19 protein-coding genes are annotated in these 18980 nt (G+C 70.0%); 8 read left to right on the top strand and 11 right to left on the bottom strand.

From position 1 onward, the window contains the following. Window positions 1-90 precede the first annotated feature (90 nt). Both NBY69_RS07230 and NBY69_RS07225 read right to left on the bottom strand, forming a co-directional pair. Window positions 91-1029 (bottom strand): MerR family transcriptional regulator, encoded by a 939-nt coding sequence (locus NBY69_RS07230; RefSeq protein WP_250299106.1) that lies wholly within the window; start codon window positions 1027-1029, stop codon window positions 91-93. Between the two features lie 124 nt (window positions 1030-1153). Beyond that, window positions 1154-1594: an ATP-binding protein gene (locus NBY69_RS07225; RefSeq protein ID WP_284347884.1), complete on the bottom strand. Its 441-nt coding sequence runs from the start codon at window positions 1592-1594 to the stop codon at window positions 1154-1156. A gap of 201 nt (window positions 1595-1795) precedes the next feature. Here NBY69_RS07225 and NBY69_RS07220 point away from each other — a divergent pair, with 201 nt between their 5' ends. The 5 genes from NBY69_RS07220 to NBY69_RS07200 all read left to right on the top strand — a co-directional run bounded on the left by NBY69_RS07220 (window position 1796) and on the right by NBY69_RS07200 (window position 5172). Then, window positions 1796-2704, top strand: a complete 909-nt coding sequence (locus NBY69_RS07220; protein WP_308409474.1) for a helix-turn-helix transcriptional regulator — start codon at window positions 1796-1798, stop codon at window positions 2702-2704. An 11-nt stretch (window positions 2705-2715) separates the two neighbouring features. Then, entirely contained in the window at window positions 2716-2913 is a 198-nt protein-coding gene (locus NBY69_RS07215) for a DUF397 domain-containing protein (protein ID WP_250299102.1), read from the top strand. 297 nt (window positions 2914-3210) lie between these two features. Then, window positions 3211-3606, top strand: coding sequence for a hypothetical protein (locus NBY69_RS07210; protein WP_250299100.1), 396 nt, complete (start codon window positions 3211-3213; stop codon window positions 3604-3606). Between the two features lie 118 nt (window positions 3607-3724). Beyond that, a complete protein-coding gene (gene tgmC, locus NBY69_RS07205) occupies window positions 3725-4894 on the top strand; it encodes an ATP-grasp peptide maturase system methyltransferase (protein WP_250299098.1) in 1170 nt (389 codons plus the stop codon). A 77-nt stretch (window positions 4895-4971) separates the two neighbouring features. Next, window positions 4972-5172, top strand: coding sequence for a DUF397 domain-containing protein (locus tag NBY69_RS07200; RefSeq protein ID WP_250299096.1), 201 nt, complete (start codon window positions 4972-4974; stop codon window positions 5170-5172). 63 nt (window positions 5173-5235) lie between these two features. Here the strand turns inward: NBY69_RS07200 and NBY69_RS07195 are convergent, their stop codons facing one another. The 3 genes from NBY69_RS07195 to NBY69_RS07185 form a co-directional block, all read right to left on the bottom strand. Next, window positions 5236-5616, bottom strand: coding sequence for a hypothetical protein (locus NBY69_RS07195; protein WP_250299095.1), 381 nt, complete (start codon window positions 5614-5616; stop codon window positions 5236-5238). Between the two features lie 442 nt (window positions 5617-6058). After that, window positions 6059-6988: a LysR family transcriptional regulator gene (locus NBY69_RS07190; protein WP_250299093.1), complete on the bottom strand. Its 930-nt coding sequence runs from the start codon at window positions 6986-6988 to the stop codon at window positions 6059-6061. 227 nt (window positions 6989-7215) lie between these two features. Next, the gene (locus NBY69_RS07185; RefSeq protein WP_250299092.1) at window positions 7216-8109 is read right to left on the bottom strand and encodes an aminoglycoside phosphotransferase family protein; all 894 of its coding nucleotides are present in this window, start codon (window positions 8107-8109) and stop codon (window positions 7216-7218) included. Window positions 8110-8376: 267 nt separating this feature from the next. Between NBY69_RS07185 and NBY69_RS07180 the strand changes: the two genes are divergently transcribed. Further along, a complete protein-coding gene (locus NBY69_RS07180) occupies window positions 8377-9642 on the top strand; it encodes an MFS transporter (RefSeq protein ID WP_250299089.1) in 1266 nt (421 codons plus the stop codon). Between the two features lie 13 nt (window positions 9643-9655). Here NBY69_RS07180 and NBY69_RS07175 read toward each other — a convergent pair whose 3' ends face one another. Continuing rightward, complete coding sequence (locus NBY69_RS07175; RefSeq protein ID WP_250299087.1) at window positions 9656-10153, bottom strand: N-acetyltransferase; 498 nt, start codon at window positions 10151-10153, stop codon at window positions 9656-9658. 97 nt (window positions 10154-10250) lie between these two features. After that, window positions 10251-11534, bottom strand: coding sequence for a geranylgeranyl reductase family protein (locus NBY69_RS07170; protein WP_250299085.1), 1284 nt, complete (start codon window positions 11532-11534; stop codon window positions 10251-10253). A gap of 100 nt (window positions 11535-11634) precedes the next feature. Here NBY69_RS07170 and NBY69_RS07165 point away from each other — a divergent pair, with 100 nt between their 5' ends. Continuing rightward, window positions 11635-12144, top strand: coding sequence for a GNAT family N-acetyltransferase (locus NBY69_RS07165; protein ID WP_250299084.1), 510 nt, complete (start codon window positions 11635-11637; stop codon window positions 12142-12144). 76 nt (window positions 12145-12220) lie between these two features. On the opposite strand, the gene NBY69_RS07160 is transcribed toward NBY69_RS07165, so the two are convergent. After that, the gene (locus NBY69_RS07160) at window positions 12221-12916 is read right to left on the bottom strand and encodes a demethylmenaquinone methyltransferase (RefSeq protein ID WP_250299083.1); all 696 of its coding nucleotides are present in this window, start codon (window positions 12914-12916) and stop codon (window positions 12221-12223) included. A 136-nt stretch (window positions 12917-13052) separates the two neighbouring features. Between NBY69_RS07160 and NBY69_RS07155 the strand changes: the two genes are divergently transcribed. Further along, window positions 13053-13763 (top strand): DUF3152 domain-containing protein, encoded by a 711-nt coding sequence (locus NBY69_RS07155; protein ID WP_250299082.1) that lies wholly within the window; start codon window positions 13053-13055, stop codon window positions 13761-13763. A gap of 66 nt (window positions 13764-13829) precedes the next feature. Here NBY69_RS07155 and NBY69_RS07150 read toward each other — a convergent pair whose 3' ends face one another. From NBY69_RS07150 to NBY69_RS07140, 3 genes are all read right to left on the bottom strand, one after another. Next, window positions 13830-14510, bottom strand: coding sequence for an imidazolonepropionase-like domain-containing protein (locus tag NBY69_RS07150; RefSeq protein WP_250299080.1), 681 nt, complete (start codon window positions 14508-14510; stop codon window positions 13830-13832). A gap of 14 nt (window positions 14511-14524) precedes the next feature. After that, complete coding sequence (mqnC, locus tag NBY69_RS07145; protein WP_250299078.1) at window positions 14525-15739, bottom strand: cyclic dehypoxanthinyl futalosine synthase; 1215 nt, start codon at window positions 15737-15739, stop codon at window positions 14525-14527. A 276-nt stretch (window positions 15740-16015) separates the two neighbouring features. Continuing rightward, window positions 16016-18940: a BTAD domain-containing putative transcriptional regulator gene (locus NBY69_RS07140; protein ID WP_250299072.1), complete on the bottom strand. Its 2925-nt coding sequence runs from the start codon at window positions 18938-18940 to the stop codon at window positions 16016-16018. Window positions 18941-18980 lie beyond the last annotated feature (40 nt).

Here is an 18980-nt window from a genome sequence, read left to right as displayed (position 1 = left end):
CTCGGCCTGAGGGCAGGCGAGTTCGACCACAGCCGACCGGGGTGGAGTCGTGCAGTCCAGCAGCCCGGCAACGCCGACGCCACGGCGTGACTATGCGTCGCGGTCACTTCGCAGGGCCTGGATGAGCCAGGGGTACACGGGGGTCAGGCTCGGTACCACCTGCCAGCCGTTGACGATCCACACCAGCCGCCAGTACCTGTCCACCCTGGGATCGTGCGCCTCTTCGAACCGCTGGGCCATCCAGGCCCGGAATTCCACGTCAGGGGTGCGCGCGAACACCTCGGCGAAGCGGTGCACCAGGTCGTCGATGACGGGGGCGGCCCTGCTGTCGAGCGGGTCGATGCCCGACTCCATGGCCTCGGCCACCTTCTGACGGGTGACTCCCATCAGTTCCTCGCCGGCCTCGCTCTCGATGTCGAGCGGTCGCCCGGCGGCCTGACGCCCGGCCGTCCGGCGCATCCGGGCCCGGAAGTCCTCGTCGCCGACCAGCCCGGCGAGCTCCACCCAGGCGGCGACCTGCTCGCTGGACGGATCATCGGGGAGGTCGGGAGTGGCAGCGCGAACCATGGCCACAGCCGCTGGGTCGGCATCCATGGTGCCGAAGGTGCCCTCAATGAAGTCGTCGATCAGGCGCCGGCGTTCCTCGCCGGACAACTGCGTGAGCCTGTGCATGAGCTTGGTCTCCTCGGGATCGGACCCGCGTCCGGCCACGACTCGCAGAACGCTCCGACGCAGTTGCAGCACCCGGATCTGGACGTCCATCGCGTCGGCGTGCGCCGCGGCGACTTCCGCCACCGAGAGCTCACGGTCCAGTACCCGTTGAATCGTGGCCAGGTCCATGCCCAGCTCGCGCAGGGTGCGGAGAAGTTCCAGACGAAGCAGTGCGTCGAGGTCGTAGAGCCGGTAACCGGCGGGACTTCGGGTGGTCGGCGTCACCACCCCCGAATCGGAGTAGAACCGGATGGTCCTCACGGGCACGCCGGTCCGCCGGGAAAGCTCCCCGATCGAGTAGAGGGTCGTCACGTCCATGTCCCCCACTCTGCTGTCTCCAGCCACTGGAGACTCAAGCCATTCCCCAGCCGGGCCCCGACCTTGAGGACTGAGCCGAACTCGCCGCCGCGCGGGCAGTTCCCTTCGCCCCGCCCACGCCCGGTCATTCGACGAGCGTGAACCAGACGGACTTGGAGCCCGGTACGGGTTCATCGTTGACCCGTACTCCCCAGCGGGCGGCCAGGCAGTCCACCAGGACCAGCCCACGGCCGCGTTCCGCGTCCGGCAACTGCCGATGTACGGGCCGGGGCGGCGAATCCGGCTCCTCGTCCGTCACGTACACCGTCACCTGCTTCGGGTTGACGGTCACATCCACCCGGATCATCCGCGAACGCGTACGACAGTACGAGTTGGTGACGACCTCGCTCGCACAGAGACGGGCATCATCCACCAGCCGGGGGTGCCCGGTAGCCCGGAGCAGTGTCCCGAGGAAGTCCCGCACGATGCCCGGGGCGGTCGGACTGTTCGGCGCGACGACCCGGTAACGCGCTCCGCGTTGTGGAAGGGGCGGGCGAGGTACTGGAGGGGCGGTTGCCGGGGTCATTTCGCGTTCTCCCTTACGTGATCCGGTCTCGGTCGCAGCATGCAGCGCCATCTGCAACCCGTGGCATCGGCCAACCGCGCACACTCAACAGGCCTACGCATGGCTGCACTTCGGGCATTCGGTGGTAAACGCCGCACGGTCAGGACCGTAGAGGGAATACAAGCCCCGGAGCAAGCTTGTCACTAGGGTTCACACGACCGAGTGGACCAGTCCCGCCGTCAGACGCCAAACTGGTCGCAAACAGGGGAAGGTGACATGCCGCCAAGGGACAACCCGACCGGGCGCCAGGTACGCCTGGGCGGTGAGCTGAGGAAGCTGCGCGAACGCGCGGGCAAGACTGCCCGGGAAGCAGCCGGGCTCATCTCGACCGACCAGGCCAAGATCAGTCACATCGAGGCGGGCCGTACCGGCATCGGCGAGGACCGGATTCGCCGCCTGGCCAGTTTCTACGCCTGCGACGACCATGCGTTGATCGAGGCACTGTGCGCCATATCGCGGGAACACCGGGGCCAGTTCTGGTGGGACGAATACCGGGGAGTACTCGCGCCCGGGTTCTTGAACATCGCGGAGATGGAGCATCACGCCCGTCACATGCAGTGCCTGCAGTCGGTGACACTGCCCGGATTGCTCCAGACACCTGAGTACGCCCGAGCCCTGTTCGAAGCAGTCCTCCCCAAACTGCCCGAGGAGGACGTGGCGGCCAGGCTCGAACACCGCATGCGGAGGCAATCACTGCTCGACAGGGAGCAGCCACCCACCTTCGATGTCCTCGTACACGAAGCGGCTCTGCGCATGCGCGTCGGCGGACGCACGACGGCCCGCGAGCAATTGCAGCACCTCATCGAGGCAACGGACCGGCCGAACGTGACCGTGCAGGTGATCCCGTTCGCCATCGACCGGTTCATCGACATCACCCAGACCGTGCTGTACGCAGCCGGCGCCGTGCCACAACTCGACACGGTGCACATCGACACCCCCATCCGCGGTCTCTTCCTGGATGCGGCGGCGGACATTCGCAAGTACGGGTTGCAACTGGACGTCGCGAAGCAAGCCTCGCTGGAGCCCTCGGAGTCACGCAGCTTCATTCACCACATCGCGCGGGACATGTGAGAATCCGCAGCATGGACACAGCAATCGAGTGGCAGAAGTCATCCTTCTCCAACGGCCAGGAGCAGTGCGTCGAGATCGCGGCGAACGCCGACGACATCCTGATGCGCGAGAGTGACGATCCGGGCGCCGTTGCCGCTACGAGCCGGGCGAAGTTCGCCGCGTTCATCCACGGCGTCAAGGCGGGCGAGTTCGACCGCGCCGGACGGTAGCCGCCTCAGCGATCTCCCTCCCCGAAGGCCCTCTGCCCGCGCAGGCAAGGGCCTTCACGCATGTCCGGAGACAAGTACAGCCAGGAGCATACTTGCGCCGCCCAGATGGGTAGCGCTACGGTCACCGTACGTCGCCAACGCCGGTCACGGCAGTAGCTCAGCCGCGCCCCGATTCTGTAACTCGCCCTGCGTGCAAGCTCGTTGGCGTACAAGTTCCAGAAGCCGCCCCCGCCCCGCTGTTCGTCACACAACACCCCGGGGCGGGGGCTCCCAGACGCTGCGATCGGACGGTCGGCCATGCGTACAACACCACCACCGCACCCCACCCCCACGCAGGCCCGCCTCGAACACGGCTACCGGTTCGAGGTCCTGCGCTACGGGCCCGCCAACGGCTTCGTCCCCGAACCCGTCGACCTCCGCATCCTGGCCACGCCACGCGAAGCGATCCGTACGGTCCGCTCGCAGTTGCGCTCCAGCCACGTCCTCGGACTCGCCCCACGTGAGGCGACCCGCGCCCTGTACTGGTCCGAGCACGGCGGCTGGCTGCCCGCGCTCGCCGCACTGCACCGGGGTGAACCCTGCGGGCTCGTACTACTGCTCCGCAAGGGCCGTCATCTGGAGTGGTCCGTACGGCCGTTGACCTACCTGACGTTGAGCCCGCCGGAGTGCACGCATCCGCGGCGCAGAGGGTGACCCGGTGGCATGCTCACCGTGCCCACCCCGGTACCCGGACTCCGGTCCCGAGGTTGGAGCACAGCAATGGGCCGCGCCTCTTGGCTACTTCTGATCTGCTGACGCAGGGAGATGCCCCTTGACCGACACGGCTCCCGAGCGGCGCGCCCTCGCCGATCGGCTGGCGAAGGCCGATGTGCTCACCACGCCTCAGTGGCGCGCGGCGGTGGAGGCCGTACCACGCGAGCTGTTCCTGAACCCCGGGGTGTTCCTCCCCCAGGACGGTGGCCGCTGGCGGCCGGTCACCACAGTCGGCACCGATCCGGCCGAGTGGATGCGGATCGCCTACAGCGACACGTCCCTGACCACTCAGCTCGACGGACATCTGACCGCCGACCAGGTCCGCGGTCCCGTCACAGGCTCCCCCACGTCGTCGTCCACCACCCCGGTGACCGTGGTGGACATGATCGAGAGTCTGGAGGTGGAGGACGGGCATCAGGTGCTGGAGATCGGTACGGGTACCGGCTACTCGTCCGCCCTGATGTGCCACCGGCTCGGTGAGGACAACGTGACGACCGTCGAGGTGGACCCCTCGGTATCGGCCCGCGCGGACGCCGCGCTGGAGGCGGCCGGGTTCGAGACCTGGACCGTGATCGGAGACGGACTTCTCGGTCACCCACGCCGCGCACCGTACGACCGGACGATCGCCACCTGCGCCGTCCGCCGTATCCCCCTCGCCTGGATCAGGCAGACCAAGCCGGGCGGCATCATCCTGGCTACCGTCGGCGGTTCCTGGCACTACGGCACGGGCCTGGCAAAGGTCACCGTGCGCGAAGACGGCACTGCCGAGGGCAGGATCATCGGCCGCTCCTCATTCATGCAGGCCCGATCCCAGGCCGCGCTGCCGCTGTCCGGCGACCTGTCCGCCCGTACGGCCTACGCCGACAACGCGCGGGAAGCGAAGCTGCCGCCTGTCCTGATGGAGGAGTGGATGCCCGCGTTCATCGCCCAACTCGCCGCACCGGGAGCACAGTTCGTGCACGCCGCGACGGCCGAAGGGGCCCAGCTCCTGTACCTCTTCGATACAGAGCGCGAGTCCTTCGCAGAGTTCACCGCCGACGGCAGCAGTTGGACGGTTCGCCAGGGCGGCCCCGTAGCCCTCTGGGACGACATCGAGGAGGCGTTGACCGCATGGCAGGCCGCAGGAAGTCCCGACATCACCGCCGTCCAGCTCCGCATCACGAACAGGTCCCACACGTACTGGATCGACGACAACCCGTCGCTCCGCTGGCAACACCACGTCGCCTGAGCAACGGTGACCGATCACGGCTGCGGTCCCCATACCCTGCTGGGAAGAAGCTCCCGCCCAAGTCGTAGGGATGCAAAATGAATGAAGCAATCGCCTGGCAGAAGTCCTCTTTCTCAGGAGCAGACAACAATCAGAGCTGCATCGAGCTGGCCCCCGTTGACGGCTCGATCAAGATGCGCGAGAGCGACGACCCCGACGTGATCGTCACCACCAGCGTCACCAAGCTGCGCGCGTTCGTACTCGGCGTGAAGGCAGGCGAGTTCGACCACCTGATCTGATCAGCGACCTCAACGCCCTCCACCCGGCCCGGATGGAGGGCGTTTTGCATGCGGCGGAGCCGCTTAGCCTGTCGTCCATCGTCCAACTACTGGCGATATCGCGAGTGATGATTGGACTCTGCTCTGCCACCGATGGCAGAGCTCGCTCGTCACAGGTTCGAAGAGTTCGGGCGTGGACGTCTCAAAGAGGAACTGCGTGAGCAGATCTTCGTGGCCGTCTTCGATGTGCAGGCCGTCGACGAAGTGCACCGTCTGGGCCCAGGTCGTGAGCTCGTCGAGTCCCACCTGGCCGTCGGCGACCTTCTCCAGTACGACTGTGATCGCGGCGCGGTCCACGAGGGCAGTGGCTGACGCATCTACGTGGCGGGCGGCTTTGACGAGGTCAGCGAGCTCACCACGCCAGTGGACGAGGTCTTCAAGCGCATGGTTTCCGTTCGTACCCACGCCGTCCATCTTCCTGCACGGACTACGAGCGGCCTTTGTCAGGCGGGAGTCGGATCCGTCACGGGGCCAGCGTCCTTGTCACAACGGCAGCTTGAATCCGTCGTGGCTCGCAGCGAAGCCGAGCGAGCCGCCAGACAGCCCACCAGAAGGAGCCCCACGGCCGCGTTCCGTATCGGGCAACTGCCGACGTGCGGTGCCTGGCCGGCGCGTACGGCTCCTCGTCCGTCACGTACACCGTCACCTGCTTCGGGTCGACCGTGACATCCACCCGGACCACCCGCGAACGGCTTCGTCCCCGAACCCGTCGACCTCCGTGTCCTCGCCACGCCGCGCGAGGCGATCCGTACGATCCGCGCGCAGTTACGGTCCAGCCACGTCCTGGGGCTCGCCCCGCCCGCCCCCGCACAAGCAGCCGCACTGCAAGCCTGACCCGGCGGTCCGGTCACCGCGCCCATTCCGGCACCCAGACGCCGGTACCCGGGCGGTCGTCCCGCACGGAGCGAAGATAGGCGCGGAACGCGGCCAGCGCGGGGTGCGGGTTGTCGCTGCGCCAGATCAGGGAGTGCGGGTAGAGCGGTGTCGGGTCGTGCAGGGCGACCCGTCGCAGGCCGTGTTCGGGGGGCCAGACGAACCGGGTCCGCTCGCCGATGAAGGTCGTCAGGGTCGGGGAGTCGGCGATCGCGTCCAGGAGGAGCGAGGTGCCGAAGCGGGGACCGGCGGAGTCGATGGTGAGCCCGAACGCGGCGGCGAGGTCGCTGTAGTACACGGCCCATTCGGTCCCGGGGGTCATGTCGGGCATCCAGATCCGGTGCCCGGCGAGCTGGGCCGGGGTCACCGTGCGGGCCCCGGCGAACTCGTGGGCCGGGCCGATCAGGAGTTGGACGGGTTCGTCGAGGATCCGGACCGACTCGATCCCGTCGGGGAGGCGTCGCGCGGGCAGGGTGAGGGCGCGGAACGTCGCGTCGACCGTGCCGGACCGGACGGCCGCGATGGCGGAGTCCGCGTCGTAGTGGGTGACGATGTCGAGCTCGGTCCCGGGGTGCGTGCGGTGGAAGTCGCGCAGCAGGTCGGCCGGGCCCAGCCGCCTGCTGATCACGTCGATGCGCAGGGCGCGCCGACCGGGCCGCACGGAGGCGGCTGCCCGTTCCTCGGCCTGGAGGAGGTCGCGGGCGTGGGGCAGGAACGCCTGCCCGTCGACGGTGAGCCGGGCGCCGCGCGCCGTGCGGGTGAAGAGCCGTACACCGAGGTCCTTCTCCAGTGCGGCGACGCGCTTGGAGACGGCCTGCTGGGTGACCGCCAGGTCGGCGGCGGCCTGCTGGAACTGGCCCGTGTCCGCCACGGCGACGAAGGTGCGTACGGCATCGAGGTCCACGTCGCCCGACTCTAGTCCCGCCCGCGACCTCTCCGGAGTGCCGTTCGCGAGCCGCCGCGGAGGGCCGTTCGCGACCCCTCCGGCCTTCTCCACACCGGGGCCACGGGCACAGCATGCGGCCGTGGACCTTGGCATCCCCACCACAGGCGGTGATCGACGAACCCGCGAAGGCGGGCTGCCGCATGGCCCTCGACCAAGAATCAAACGCCCTTCAGCCCTTCAGCCCTTCAGCCCTTCAGAACACGGTCAAGTGCCGCTCGGCCTGCAGGTCCCCAGTGCGGCTTGCCGCCGGGAAGGCCCCGGTCTCCGTTCTGCCCCATGAGCATCAGGAACAGGCTCTTCATAGCAGCCAGCCCGCGGGCGCGCCGGATCGCCGCCTCGTCCGCATGCGCGTACGTGTCGAAGAACCGTGAGGCCGTGCCCGCGGGCAGCAGCACCCATGCGGCGGCGAGGTCCCACGCCGGATCGCCGGCGAACATGTCACCGAAGTCGACGATGCCCGAGAGCGTTCCGTCCGAGACGACGACGTTCGCGGGATGGAGGTCGCCGTGCACCCACACGGGCGGGCCCTCCCACGCGTCGGCCGCAACGGCGTCGTCCCAGACGGCCCGGACGTCGGCAGCGATGTCGTCGGGGGCAACGGCCTGGAAGAAGTTCTCGAAGCTGTCCGTGCAGTTCCTGGGATGGGTCCTGCGGTCCATGGAGATCGGCGCCTCGGCGGGTGCCTCCACATGGAGCGCCTGGAGGAAGCCCGCCAGGGTGTCGGCCGCGTGGTCGCCGCGGCTGATCGAGCCGTGGTCCAGCGGCTCGCCGGGAACCCACGTCATCACGGTCCAGTGCTTGGGGAAGCGCTCGGACGGTTCGCCGAGCCGCACCGGGGTCGGCACCGGGAGCGGCAGGCGCGGGGCCAGCACGGGTAGCCACCGCCGCTCGTTGAGCTGGAGCTCCGGGGTGGGGTCCATGCGCTGCATGCGCACGGCCAACTCGTCCCCGAGGCGCCACATCTGGTTGCCCCAGCCGCCCGCCACCTCGCGGATGGCCAGCCCTGCAAGGTCTGGATGTTGCTCCTGGAGCAGGTCGCGGACCAGGTCTGCGGTGATTTCGATCTCGCGGTCGGTCATGCGACATCACAGTACCGAGGCCGTAGGCGGAGCGGAGCGGCTCTCCCTCTCCGGAACGTCCCGCTGTGATTCCTCACGCTGGTGCAGCCGGCTGACCAGGCGCACAACGTGCCGTTGTGGCTACGGTCGGGTCGGTTGTTTGACCTGCGGGTGTGCTGGTCGCTTTGATCTCGGGGGTCGACATCGGGGGTCGACGCCGGGGGTCGACGCCGGGGGTCGACGTCAGGGTTCCGGCGAGCGGTGAAGAGAGCGGGAGGTGCTCTGATCATGGTGTCCAGGCGGTCGCTGGGCCGGCAGTTCGGGTGGCTCTGGGCGGCCTACGCGACCAGTACGTTCGGTACGTGGCTCGCGTTCGACTCGTTCTCCCTGATCGCGATCCTCGCGCTGCACGCCGGAACGACCCAGGTGTCGTTGCTGGCCGCCGCCGGGCTGGCGGTCGGTGCGGTGGTGGCGGTGCCGCTCGGCCCCTGGGTGGAGTTCCGCCGCAAGCGGCCGGTGATGGTCGCGATGGACCTGATCCGGTTCGCCGTGCTGATGAGCATCCCCGCCGCCTGGGCGCTGGGGCACCTCAGCTTCGCCCAGCTGCTGGTCGTGTCGGTGATCGTCGGTGCGGCCGACATCGCCTTCACGGCGGCGAGCGGGGCCTGCATGAAGGCGCTCGTACGACCGGAGGACCTGCTCGTCGCGAACGGCCGGTTCGAGTCCACGACCTGGACCGCCACCATGCTCGGGCCGCCGATCGGCGGGGCCGCGATCGGGATGTTCGGCCCGGTGATGACCGTCCTGGCCAACGCGGTCAGCTACCTGCTCTCCGCTGCGGGGATCCGCGCGATCGGCGGCGAGGAACCGCGCCCCGAGCGGGCCGCGGGACCACGGATGCGCGCCGGTGACCTGCTCGACGGGTGGCGGTACATCCTCAAGCACGCGACGCTGCGCCCGCTGTTCTTCAACTCGATCCTGAACAACGGCCTGATCATGGCGGCCTCGCCGCTGCTGTCCGTGCTCATGCTCAGCCACCTCGGGTTCGCCCCCTGGCAGTACTGCATCGCCTTCGCGGTGCCCTGCATCGGCGGCCTGATCGGCTCGCGGCTGGCCCGCCGGTTCGTCACCCGGTTCGGGGAGCACAAGGTCCTGCTCACCGCCGGCACGCTGCGGGCGTGCTGGCCGATCGGGCTGGCCTTCGTCCGCCCCGGCGTTTCCGGGCTCGTCATCGTGATGGCCGTCGAGCTGGGGCTGATCACCTGCTCGGGCGTGTACAACCCGGTGCTCGCGACCTACCGGCTCACCCGGACCGCGCCCGACCGGGTGGCCCGTACGCTGTCCGCCTGGTCGGTCACCAGCAAGTCCAGCATCGCGGCGTTCACCGCCCTGTGGGGCCTGCTGGCCGCCCTCATCGGTCCGCGCACCGCGATCGCGGTCGCCGGTCTGCTGATCCTGGCGACGCCGCTGCTGCTCCCCCGGCGTGACCCCGGCGCGGCACAGCCGGAACCCGAGTCGCAGCCGGAGCCGGAGGCCGCCCCGAGCCGCGCATGAGCGTCGCTGCCGATCAGCGGGGCGCGTACCTGACGCTGCCCAGGGGCCAGTCCGTGGCCAGCCAGTCGGATACGGCGGCGTGCAGCGGCGCGTCCAGTTCGGCCCGGTCCGCGCGGACCCAGGAGCTCACGTGCGGGCGGGGGTCCTGGCCGTCGCCACGGGCGGGATAGATGTACACGCACCCGATCACCTCGTAATCGCCGCCGTCGCCATCGCCATCGCCGACGTCGATGCCGGTTCCGATGACGGTGTAGGTGAATCCGCGCCGCTGAGCGAAGTCGTCCGCGTGCTTCTGGAGGTCGTGCAGGTTCGCCTCCAGGGTCATCCCGCCCACCGGCGGCCACTCCCGGTCTTCGAAGCCGGGGGTGGCGCGGATGTGCTCGATGCCCGCGGACCAGGCGGCGTGATCGGCGGCGTTGTGCTGCGGCCCCAGGGGTTCCAGGCGGAACAGCGGGGTGATCAGTTCGGTGGGGACGACGAAGTCGGCGGGGACGAGGGCGTGTTCGGTCATGGCGCAAGGCTATGAGACCGGGTCCGGGACCGCGTCGGCGTCGCCCGTTTCCTTCCCGGACGCGGCCCCATTACCGTCAGGACACGGCCCGCTCCCGTCAGGAGCTGGGTGCCACCTTCGTCAGCCCGTTGATGATCCGGTCCATCGCGTCCCCGCCCGTCGGGTCCGTCAGGTTCGCCAGCATCTTCAGCGTGAACTTCATCAGCACCGGGTGCGTCAGACCGCGCTGCGCCGCGATCTTCATGACCTTCGGGTTGCCGATCAGCTTCACGAACGCCCGGCCCAGCGTGTAGTAACCGCCGTAGGTGTCCTTGAGGATCTTCGGGTAGTTGTGCAGCGCCATCTCGCGCTGCGCCGGGGTCGCGCGGGCCGAGGCCTGGACGATCACGTCCGCCGCGATCTGGCCCGACTCCATGGCGTACGCGATGCCCTCACCGTTGAACGGGTTGACCATCCCGCCCGCGTCGCCCACCAGCAGGAGGCCCTTGGTGTAGTGCGGCTGGCGGTTGAAGGCCATCGGCAGGGCGGCGCCGCGGATCGGCATCGTCATGTTGTCGGGGACGTAACCCCAGTCCTCCGGCATCGACGCACACCACGCCTTCAGCACCTCGCGCCAGTCCAGCTCGCGGAAGGCGGAGGAGGAGTCGAGAATGCCGAGGCCGACGTTGGAGGTGCCGTCGCCCATGCCGAAGATCCAGCCGTAACCGGGCAGCAGCCGCTCCTGGGCACCTCGGCGGTCCCACAGCTCCAGCCAGGACTCCAGGTAGTCGTCGTCATGACGCGGCGAAGTGAAGTACGTACGGACCGCGATACCCATCGGCCGGTCCTCGCGCCGGTGCAGTCCCATGCCGATGGACAGCCGGGTGGAGTTGCCGTCGGCGGCGACCACCAGCGGGGCGTGGAAGGTGACCGGGGTCTTCTCCTCGCCCATCTTGGCGTTGACGCCGGTGATCCGGCCGGTGCGCGGGTCGGTGATCGGTGCGCCGACGTTGCAGCGCTCGTACAGCCGGGCGCCCGCCTTCTGCGCCTGGCGGGCCAGCTGCTCGTCGAAGTCGTCGCGCTTGCGGACGAGTCCGTAGTCCGGGTACGAGGCGAGGTCCGGCCAGTCCAGCTGGAGCCGTACACCGCCGCCGATGATCCGCAGGCCCTTGTTCCGCAGCCAGCCCGCCTCTTCGGAGATGTCGATCCCCATCGAGACCAGCTGCTTGGTGGCGCGCGGGGTCAGTCCGTCACCGCAGACCTTCTCGCGCGGGAAGGCGGTCTTCTCCAGGAGCAGTACGTCGAGCCCGGCCTTGGCCAGGTAGTACGCGGTCGTGGAGCCGGCGGGACCCGCTCCGACGACGATCACATCTGCGGTGTGCTCGGAGAGGGGCTCGGTCACGGCGGGATCTCCGGAAGACTCGAATTCGCGTGCCGTACGGCACTGGACACGTGCAGTCTATGGGGACCTCCTGAACGATCCACTGAAGGGTGAGACCGAAGTGACCAAGCCCCTGCCTGTCGTACGGCTCCGCGTCCCCACCGAGGAGGACGCTCTCGCCTGGCACCGCGTCTTCGACGACCCCGAAGTGATGGAGTTCCACGGCGGTAGCTCGGCCGAGTTGTCCGTGTACGAGGAGTTGACCGCACGGCAGCGCAGGCACGACGCCGAGCGCGGCTTCTGCCTCTGGACGATGCTCGACGAGCACGACGAGGTGATCGGCTTCACCGGCGCGCAGCCGTGGCCGCGTGAGGAGTTCGGCCCCGTCGGCGAGATCGAGATCGGCTGGCGGCTCGGCCGCGCGTACTGGGGCCGGGGTTACGTGACCGCCGCCGCCCGGACCACGCTGGAGCGGGTACGGGCGGCGGGACTGGAGCAGGTGTTCGCGATGGTCGACGCCGAGAACGAGCGGTCGATAGCGGTGACCCGGCGGCTCGGGATGGAGCTGCACGAGAGGTTCGTGTCGCCGATGAGCCAGCGGAAGGGGTACTGCTTCCGGCTGGAGCTGTGAGGGCGGGGAGCCCGGGGAGCCGGGAGCCGGGGCCCCGGGAGCCGAGCCCGAGGGCGGGGCGGCAACCGGGGCGGTGTCAGCCCTTCTTGAACCCCCGGTGCAGCGCCACGATGCCGCCGGTCAGATTCCGCCAGGCGACATCCGCCCAGCCGGCCTGCTGGAGCCGGGCGGCCAGCGCGGGCTGGTCGGGCCAGGCGCGGATCGACTCGGCGAGATACACGTACGCGTCGGGGTTGGACGAGACGGCGGTGGCCACCGGGGGCAGCGCGCGCATCAGGTACTCGGTGTAGACCGTACGGAACGGGGCCCAGGTCGGCTGCGAGAACTCGCAGATCACCACTCGGCCGCCCGGCTTGGTCACGCGGTACAGCTCCCGCAGCGCGGCATCCGTCTCCTGGACGTTGCGCAGGCCGAACGAGATCGTCACGGCGTCGAAGACACCGTCGCGGAAGGGCAGCTTCGTCGCGTCGCCCGCGGTGATCGGGAGGTGCGGATGGCGCCGCTTGCCGACCTGGAGCATGCCGATCGAGAAGTCGCAGGGCACGACGTACGCACCGGTCTGCGCGAACGGCAGCGAGGAGGTGGCGGTCCCCGCGGCGAGGTCGAGGACCTTCTGCGCGGGACGCGCGTCGACCGCCTTGGCGACCTCCTTGCGCCACAGGCGCGCCTGTCCGAGGGACAGCACGTCATTGGTGAGGTCGTAGTTCGCCGCCACGTCGTCGAACATCGAGGCGACTTCGTGCGGCTGCTTGTCCAGGGAGGCTCGGGTCACCCCGCCATTCAAGCAGCCCGGCCCGGCGACCCTTCGCGCCGGTCGGAGCCAGGATGCGTGTGGACTAAACCAATCGGATCAACCGACACTCAGTACAGAGGGAGGCACAGCCACCGGGGAGTTGAGAAAGGCGCGAATGTCCGCACAAGGGGCAAGTCGGAGACAGCGGGGGAAGCCCGGTCGGAACGTGACCGTGGCCGGCGTCATCGCGGCGGCGCTGCTGGTCGGTGGCGCCGTCGCGGTGGGGAACCGGTCGGGCGGCGGCGACGGGGACCGGAAGGATGGCTCGGTCCCGTACTCCACCGGCAAGTTCACCGTCGCCCGCGCGGGTGTCCCGGCGACCGCCAAGGGTGACGCCTACCGGGTCGAGACGGAGAACGGTTCGGGTATCGATCCGGACCAGGCCGCCGCCGAGGTCGCCCGCATCCTGGCCTCGCCGCGGGGCTGGTCCCACCACGGCGAGCACACCTTCCGCCAGGTCACCGACGACACCGCGGGACTGGTCATCCGCATCGCCACCCCCAGGACCACCGACACCATCTGCGGCAGGAGCGGACTCGACACGCACGGCGAGGTCAACTGCCGGGTCGGCACGGACGTCATGGTCAACCTCAAGCGCTGGCAGCAGGGATCGCCCGAATTCGACGGTCCGCTCACCGATTACCGCGCCCTCATCATCAACCACGAGGTCGGCCACTGGACGGGCCACGGCCACGAGACCTGTCCGGGCAAGGGCCGCCCCGCCCCCGCGATGATGCAGCAGATAGACGGCCTGAAGGGGTGCGTCGCCAACGCCTGGCCGTACGACGCCAAGGGCCACTACCTGGGCGGCCCTTCGGTGCCGTGACGGACGGTGCGGTGACGGACGGTGCCGTGACGGACGATGCCGTGACGGACGATGCGGTGACGGGCCTCAACTACGGCGGAAGACCAGCCGCCCGCCGAGCACCGTCGCCGTACAGCTCCCGGCGCCCTCGGCACGCAGCGCCGCGAGGTCCGTCACGCCGAACACCGCCAGGTCCGCGGGTCCGCCGACGGTGAGGGCCGTCGCGAACGCGTCGGCCGGTTCCGGTACGGACATCAGCGGGTCGAGCCCGGTCGCCGGTACGGGTGGTGCCTGCGGATCGGGGGCGGCGAATCCGCCCGCCGGGCCGGGGGCGTGGACGCGCAGTCCCGAGCGCGCGACCGCCGTACGCACGGCGGGCCGGGTGAAGGGGCCGCGGACGGCCGTCGTACCGTGCCGCAGCATCCGTTGCAGTCCGCGCCGGGCACTCGCGCCCCAGCGGGCGTCGTCCATGCCGAGTGCGGTGAGCGCGGCACCGGTCAGCGGGTCGCCGCCGAGCTGGTCCACCTCGCGCGGGTCCGGGTGGTAGGCGGCCTCCAGCAGCGCCGGGGCCCCCGTGTTCAGCAGCCCCGGGGTGATCAGCCCGGACCACCGCCGGATCCGGGCCTGCGGACGGGCGGCGGTCAGCTCCTCGTACGGACCGATGGCGACGACCACACCGCCGTCCACGGCCACGGAGTCGGAATCGGAGCCGGAGTCGGCCGCGTCCGGGGCGCCGTGCACCGCGTCGGCGGCGTGGATCGTCAACAAGGCTTCGCGGAGCCCTAGTTGGAGTTCAGGAGCTTCAGCTCCGGGTGGGCGGTGCCGCCCTCGATCGCCGTGGACGAGATGTGCGAGACGACGCGGTCGTCGACCGGGTCGTTCGCCGGGTCGTCGTGGACGACGAGGTGCTCGTACGTCGTGGCGCGCTGCGCGGGGACCCGGCCGGACTTGCGGATGAGGTCGATGATCTCCATCCGGTTCGAACGGTGCCTGGCACCGGCCGAGGAGACGACGTTCTCCTCCAGCATGATCGAGCCGAGGTCGTCCGCGCCGTAGTGCAGCGACAGCTGGCCGACCTCCTTGCCGGTGGTCAGCCAGGAACCCTGGATGTGCGCGACGTTGTCGAGGAACAGCCGGGCGATGGCGATCATCCGCAGGTACTCGAAGAGCGTGGCCTGCGTCCGGCCCTTCAGGTGGTTGTTCTCCGGCTGATAGGTGTACGGGATGAACGCGCGGAAGCCGCCCGTCCGGTCCTGCACGTCACGGATCATCCGCAGGTGCTCGATGCGCTCGGCGTTGGTCTCGCCGGTACCCATCAGCATGGTGGACGTGGACTCCACACCCAGCCCGTGCGCCGCCTCCATGATCTCCAGCCAGCGCTCGCCGGACTCCTTGAGCGGCGCGATGGCCTTGCGGGGCCTGGCGGGCAGCAGCTCGGCGCCCGCACCGGCGAAGGAGTCGAGCCCGGCGGCGTGGATCCGCGAGATCGCTTCCTCGACCGACACCTTGGAGATCCGCGCCATGTGCTCGACCTCGGAGGCACCGAGGGAGTGGATGACCAGCTGCGGGTAGGCCTTCTTGATCGCCGAGAAGTGCTCTTCGTAGTACTCCACGCCGAAGTCCGGGTGGTGGCCGCCCTGGAACATGATCTGCGTACCACCGAGTTCGACGGTCTCCGCGCAGCGGCGCAGGATGTCGTCGAGGTCGCGGGTCCAGCCCTTGTCGTTGTCCTTCGGGGCGGCGTAGAAGGCACAGAACTTGCACGCCGTCACGCAGACGTTCGTGTAGTTGATGTTGCGCTCGATGATGTACGTGGCGATGTGCTCGGTCCCGGCGTACCGCCGACGACGCACCGCGTCGGCGGCGGCGCCCAGCGCGTGCAGCGGGGCGTCGCGGTACAGGACGAGCGCTTCCTCGGGGGTGATGCGCCCACCTGCGGCGGCACGATCGAGGACGGCTGCGACATTTACAGACGAAAGGTCGGCGTTCTCGGTCACCGGGCGGGTCCTTCCCAAGGGGCTACTGACGACCGATCCAGCCTACGCCAGGCATCGGGGCGAGAGATCTCGCCCCCTTTGCGGCGTTTGCGACACGTTCCAGGCGGTGCGGCGGCGCTGCACGGGGCCCACGGCAGCAGCCAAATCCAGCCCGCCCGGCAGCGCTGCACGGGGCCACGGCAGCGGCAATTCAAGCCCGTCCGGCGATTGAGGACCGGGGTCCGGGGCAGCGCCCCGAAAACCCCGCACGGCACGCCCCGCACCGCCCCGGACGCGTCACCCCGCCGCCGCAGCCCCCTCGCGCCACCCCGGAAGCAGCTCGTCCAGCAGCGCCTCCGTACGGGGCGGGAGCCCCCGCGCCCCGCTCCGTACCGCGAGGTCCGCCGCGAGCTGCCGCAGCCGGTCCATGTCGCCGGTCGCGTGCGTCGCCCGCAGCAGCTCGTTCCACAGCCGCTCGTCGGCCGAGGACCCGGCCACCGCGGCCTCCAGCGCGGCGATCGCCTTCTCCGGCTGGTCCTGTTCCAGGTGGTGGGCCGACAGTGCCAGCGCCACATCGGCCACCAGCAACGGCAACTGGGTGTCGATGATCTCGTGCGTCAGCCAGCCGTAACGCCCCTCTGTACGGTCCGCGAGCAGCGGCCCCCGCACCAGTCCGAGCGCGTCCGTGAGCAGCCGCTCGCGCACCGACGCCCGCCGTGTACCGCGCCCCTCCGTCGCCTCGTGGTGCAGCGAACGCAGCACGTCCAGGTCGGAGACGACCGACGGGGCGAGCGTGAGCCGCCCGGTGTCATCGGTACGGAGCCGGGCCGAGCCGTCCTCGTCCGTACCCAGCCACATCCGCAGCCGCTCGATGAGCGCGTCGCACACCTCCGGGGTGACACCGCGCGGCCACATGGCCGAGGCGAGGACGCGCGGGTGCACGCCCTCCCGGTGCAGCAGCAGCAGCGCCAGCGCCTCGTGCAGCAGGGCGCTGCGTTCGCTGTCGGGGGTGTCGAGGCCGATGATCTCGTACGGGCCGACCAGCCTGGCGTACACCGCGGGGCGCCCCTGCTCGGTGATGTCGACCAGGAACGGGCGGGCCGGCTCCGGGCCGTCGCCCTCCGGGTCCGCGTCGGCGAAGAGCCGTACGACGGCCTCGTGCTGGGCCTGCGGCAGCAACTGCGCCTGGAGTTCGAGACCGAGCAGCGGCGCGAGCAGCCTGCCGTCCTCCGTGATTTCCAAGTCCCAGGTGGCACCCGGCAGTTGGTTGCCGGATCCGGTCCCGATCAGGCAGCCGATTCCCAACCGCCCTGAATCAGTGGTCAGTTCGGCCAGCGCAGCCGCTTCCTCCGCCGTCGGCTCCTGCGCGACGAGCACCAGGTGCGGGGCCCAACGGGTCTGCTGGGCCGGTCCCGTACGCCCGGTGAGCACCGAGTCGTGCCCCGCCGCGCCCAGCGCGCCACGGCGCTGCCCGATCTCGGCGCCGAGCATCTCGACGAGTTCCTCGACCGAGCCGAGGTGCCGGAGCCGGGTGGGCGCGAGCGGGCTCAGCTCGGCGCCGAACCCGACGACGGTGACGGTCATCCGGTCCGACCAGCCGTTGGTGGCCAGTTCGGCGGCGACCGAGGACAGCACGGCGGCGCGCGCGTCGTCGGGGCCGCTGAGCGCGACGACGCCCGGCACGGCCTCCAGGTTCAGCAGCAGCCGCGCGTCGTCCCGCGTACCGAGACTGACCAGCCCGGGGTACGGGGCCGCGGCGGTCTCCGGGTCGATCCCCTCGTACGCCGAGACGGCCGACCGCTCCAGCCGCCAGAACGTCTGGTCCTGGCCCTGCTCCCACGGCGCGGGCGGCGTGCCGGACGGCTGCGCGAGCTGAAGGTGCAGATCACCGTCGGTGAACCAGGCCGCGTACACCACGGGGAGCTGACGGTTCTCGTCCGCCAGCGACGCGGAGAGTCCGCGCAGCGCCAGATCCAGGAACCGCACGGCCTCCGGATCCGCGCCCACCAGCAGCGCGTCGTGCGCATCGGCTTCGTCACCCGTCGGCACCGGCGGCTCCATGCCGCGCCGCCCGGCGACCGCCGTCATCGCGGACTGCCACAGCGCCATCCGGCGGCGACGGCCCAGCGCGCCGAGCACACCGGCGGCGAGCAGCGGGGCACCGACGAGCGCCGCCGACAGCCCGAACCCGGAATCCGAACTCTGCGACGGCGCCTCGGCGACCGCACCCGAGTCCCCGGTGGGGGCGTCGGGGACACGCTGCTGCGGCACGGAGATCTGCGCCGTCGGGTTCTCACCCCGGCTGCCGCCCTGGTGCTGCGCGGGCTTCTCCTGGTGGGCGCCGGACTTGGCGTACTCATTGATCTGGTGCTGTACCGCTTCGGAGACCTTCGGCGCCTGGTCGGGCATCTCCACGACCTCGCCGCCGTGGGCGTCCGCCGGCATCTCCATGATCCAGCCGGGCCGGATCAGACTGGCCTCGGACAGCTTGGTGCCGTCGGGCTGCATGCGGTCCTTGTTGAGCTGGTAGATCTCCTTGTACCGGCGGCCGTCCCCGAGGTGCCGCTGAGCGATCTCCCAGAGCGAGTCGTGATGGCGCCCCTCGGGCGGACTGATCCGGTAGAACTTCGTCCCCTCCTGCGACCCGGTCTTCGCATGCGCCTGCTCGGCCTGCGCCTCGGCCTGCGAGGCCATCGCGGCCTGCGCCTGCTGAACGGACCCGACACCGGGCAACTGCTGCGCGGCGGCCACGGTCGGCTTGTGCGTCGACTCCAGCGACTGCCCGAACTGCGCGATCCCGGGCGCGAAACTCGCGGCGGTCGCACTCACCAGGAGCAGCGCGGCGATCAACTGACGGGCCAGCAGCTGGCTCGGCCCCGCACCGGGAATGTGCGAGGGCATCCCCACCCCGGAGACGGCCGCCTTGATCTCGACGAGCACACACGCGGTGAACTGCGCCCAGGCCAGCCAGACCACGACGGTCAGGATGTTCAGGAACGTGCTGACCGTGATCTGCTGCTGCACCATGTCGAAGGACGGCATGCTGTGCGGCAACGGCCACCCCACGCTGTACGCGAGCGCCCCCGGCACACCGACCAGCAGCACGGCAAGAGCGAGGAAGGCAAGGAACGCCTTCACGAAATCGCCACCGGTACGTCGGCGGGGCAGAGGTTGCGGCGTCCGATTGGTCGGGCCCGTCGAACCGGGATTGGTGCGCGCCATGGCGGATGTCCTGTGGAGAGGGAGCGGGAGCGGAAGTCGG

The organism is Streptomyces sp. A 4/2 (genome assembly GCF_940670765.1).
In the GTDB taxonomy this organism is placed as follows: Bacteria; Actinomycetota; Actinomycetes; order Streptomycetales; family Streptomycetaceae; genus Streptomyces.
The sequence above is the reverse complement of the archived record's forward strand: the minus strand, read 5'-3'. Positions and strand labels throughout refer to the sequence as shown.

Excerpts from the sequence above, each read along its gene's own strand:
- NBY69_RS07180 (WP_250299089.1), top strand. The coding sequence starts at position 8,377 with ATGGTGTCCAGGCGGTCGCTGGGCCGGCAGTTCGGGTGGCTCTGGGCG.
- NBY69_RS07175 (WP_250299087.1), bottom strand. The coding sequence starts at position 10,153 with ATGACCGAACACGCCCTCGTCCCCGCCGACTTCGTCGTCCCCACCGAA.
- NBY69_RS07200 (WP_250299096.1), top strand. The coding sequence starts at position 4,972 with ATGAATGAAGCAATCGCCTGGCAGAAGTCCTCTTTCTCAGGAGCAGAC.
- NBY69_RS07225 (WP_284347884.1), bottom strand. The coding sequence starts at position 1,594 with ATGACCCCGGCAACCGCCCCTCCAGTACCTCGCCCGCCCCTTCCACAA.
- NBY69_RS07140 (WP_250299072.1), bottom strand. The coding sequence starts at position 18,940 with ATGGCGCGCACCAATCCCGGTTCGACGGGCCCGACCAATCGGACGCCG.
- NBY69_RS07155 (WP_250299082.1), top strand. The coding sequence starts at position 13,053 with ATGTCCGCACAAGGGGCAAGTCGGAGACAGCGGGGGAAGCCCGGTCGG.
- NBY69_RS07215 (WP_250299102.1), top strand. The coding sequence starts at position 2,716 with ATGGACACAGCAATCGAGTGGCAGAAGTCATCCTTCTCCAACGGCCAG.
- NBY69_RS07185 (WP_250299092.1), bottom strand. The coding sequence starts at position 8,109 with ATGACCGACCGCGAGATCGAAATCACCGCAGACCTGGTCCGCGACCTG.
- NBY69_RS07230 (WP_250299106.1), bottom strand. The coding sequence starts at position 1,029 with ATGGACGTGACGACCCTCTACTCGATCGGGGAGCTTTCCCGGCGGACC.
- NBY69_RS07210 (WP_250299100.1), top strand. The coding sequence starts at position 3,211 with ATGCGTACAACACCACCACCGCACCCCACCCCCACGCAGGCCCGCCTC.